This is a genomic window from Microbacterium sp. zg.Y909, from assembly GCF_024626565.1.
Map to the genome: position 1 here is coordinate 1 of NZ_JANJFJ010000520.1, position 2,454 is coordinate 2,454.

Consider the following 2,454-nt stretch of genomic DNA (forward strand, 5'->3'; position numbering starts at 1 on the left):
GATCGAGGCGAAGACGATCACGACCGCCGCGGTCATGATCAGCCATTCGGTGCGGCCGGGGCGGAACCGGGCTCCCCGCCCCGCGACGGCGCCCTGCGCGAGGGCGGTGAACAGCAACAAGGGCATGAGAGCGAGCCCTGGAGAGAAGACCCCGTCGGACGGCGGCCATGCCAGAAGGAAGACGAGCAGGTACGCCGCGAAGGCCACGGAGCTCCAGGCCGCGTACAGCGCCAGTGCACGCCGGCTCGGGTCGGCCTGCATCCGCCGCCGGGTGTCGGCGACGCGCGCAAGCTGGTCCGCCGCCTGGTCAGGAGTCGGCGGGTGGATGGCACCTTTGGTTTCCATCTGGAAAGTATGTGCGCCTCGGAAAGCGGATGCAACCCCTCCCTCGGCCGCCCCGGCCCCCTGCCAGACTGGAGCCATGAGCCTCCCCTTCGAGAGCATCTACCGGCACGGCTTCGCGCGCATCGCCGCGTGCACGGTCCCGCTGGCAGTCGCCGACCCGGCCACCAACGCCGAGGCGGTGCTTCAGTCATGGCGCGAGTGCCACGACGAATCGGTGGCCGTCGCGCTCTTTCCCGAGCTGTGCCTCACCGGTTACTCGATCGAGGACCTCGTGATGCAGGACGCCGTGCTGGATGCCGTCGAGCAGGCGATCGAGCGCCTGGTCGTGGCATCCGTCGACCTCTTCCCCGTGCTCGTCGTCGGTGCCCCGCTGCGGCACCGCAATCGGCTCTACAACTGCGCGGTCGTGATCCACCGCGGCGAGCTGGTGGGCGTCGCGCCGAAGTCCTACCTGCCGACCTATCGGGAGTTCTACGAGCGGCGCTGGTACGCGCCGGGTGAGCCGTGGGCGGGAGATTCCATCCGGGTCGGTCAGCTCGAGACCGTGTTCGGCAACAACCTGCTGTTCGACGTGCGCGACGTGCCGGGCCTCGTGCTGCACGCCGAGGTGTGCGAGGACGTCTGGGTCCCCATCCCGCCGTCGTCACGGGCGGCTCTGGCCGGCGCCACGGTGCTGGCCAACCTCTCGGGAAGTCCCATCACGATCGGCCGTGCCGATGACCGCAAGATCCTCTGCCAGTCGCAGTCACTGCGGTGCCTGGCCGCGTACGCCTACGCGGCCGCCGGCATGGGCGAGTCCACCAACGACGTGTCGTGGGATGGGCAGACCATGATCTACGAGGCGGGGGCGCTGCTCGGCGAGACCGAGCGCTTCCCCGAAGGCCCTCGGCGGACTGTTGTCGACGTCGACCTCGACCGGCTGCGACAGGAGCGCCTGCGCCAGGGAACCTTCGACGACAACCGCATCGCCGACGGCGGCGAGTTCCTCACGGTCGAGCTCTTCCTCGACCCGCCGGCGACCGACGTCGGGCTGCGCCGGCCGCTGGACCGCTTCCCCTTCGTGCCGGACGACCCCGCCCGGCTCGACCAGGACTGCTACGAGGCGTTCAACATCCAGGTCTCGGGACTCGAGCAGCGCATGCGCGCGATCGGCGGGCCGCGGCCGGTGATCGGCGTGAGCGGAGGCCTCGACTCCACCCATGCGCTGCTGGTCGTCGCGCGGGCCATGGACCGCATGGGCCGCCCGCGCCGCGACATCCTGGCTTACACGATGCCCGGCTTCGCCACGAGCGAGCACACGAAGTCCAACGCGATCGCGCTGGCAGAGGCGATCGGCGCCAGCATCCAGACGATCGACATCCGCCCGGCCGCCAACGAGCTGCTCAAGGGCATCGGGCATCCGTATGCCTCGGGCGAGCCGGTGTACGACGTCACGTTCGAGAACGTGCAGGCCGGCATCCGCACCGACTTCCTCTTCCGCATCGCCAACCGCGAGAACGGCATCGTGATCGGCACGTCCGACCTGTCCGAGCTGGCGCTGGGCTGGGCGACCTACGGGGTCGGCGACCACATGAGCCATTACGCGGTCAACGTCGGAGTTCCGAAGACCCTGATTCAGCACATCATCCGCTGGGTCATCGCCCACCGGCCCGGCAGTGGCGGGGCCGCCGACGATGCCGCGACCCGCCTGTCCGACGAGGCGGTGTCGGTGCTGCGCTCGGTGCTCGACACCGAGATCAGTCCCGAACTCGTGCCCGCGGGCGAAGACGGCAAGGTGCAGTCCACAGAGGACACCATCGGGCCTTACGCCCTGCACGACTTCACGCTGGCGTACGTGCTGCGCTACGGGTTCCGGCCGTCGAAGATCGCCTTCCTCGCCGAGCACGCGTGGGCGGATCCGGATGCCGGCACCTGGCCGGCCGGGTTCCCCGACGACGAGCGGTACGGCTACGACCGAGAGACGATCGTGCGGTGGCTGCGGGTGTTCCTGCAGCGCTACTTCGGGTTCGCGCAGTTCAAGCGCTCCGCGATCCCGAACGGCCCGAAGGTCGCAGCAGCCGGATCGCTGTCGCCGCGCGGCGACTGGCGGGCTCCCAGCGACGGCAACGC

At 69.9% G+C, this 2,454-nt stretch carries 2 protein-coding genes; one reads left to right on the plus strand and one right to left on the minus strand.

Annotated elements, in window-relative coordinates; translation table 11 throughout:
- Positions 1-345, minus strand: a 345-nt coding sequence (locus NQ160_RS22270; protein ID WP_257517220.1) for a hypothetical protein, incomplete at its 3' end; no start/stop codon positions are given.
- Positions 346-421: 76 nt separating this feature from the next.
- Between NQ160_RS22270 and NQ160_RS22275 the strand changes: the two genes are divergently transcribed.
- Positions 422-2,454 (plus strand): NAD(+) synthase (locus NQ160_RS22275; protein WP_257517221.1); only part of this gene is annotated, 2,033 nt, incomplete at its 3' end.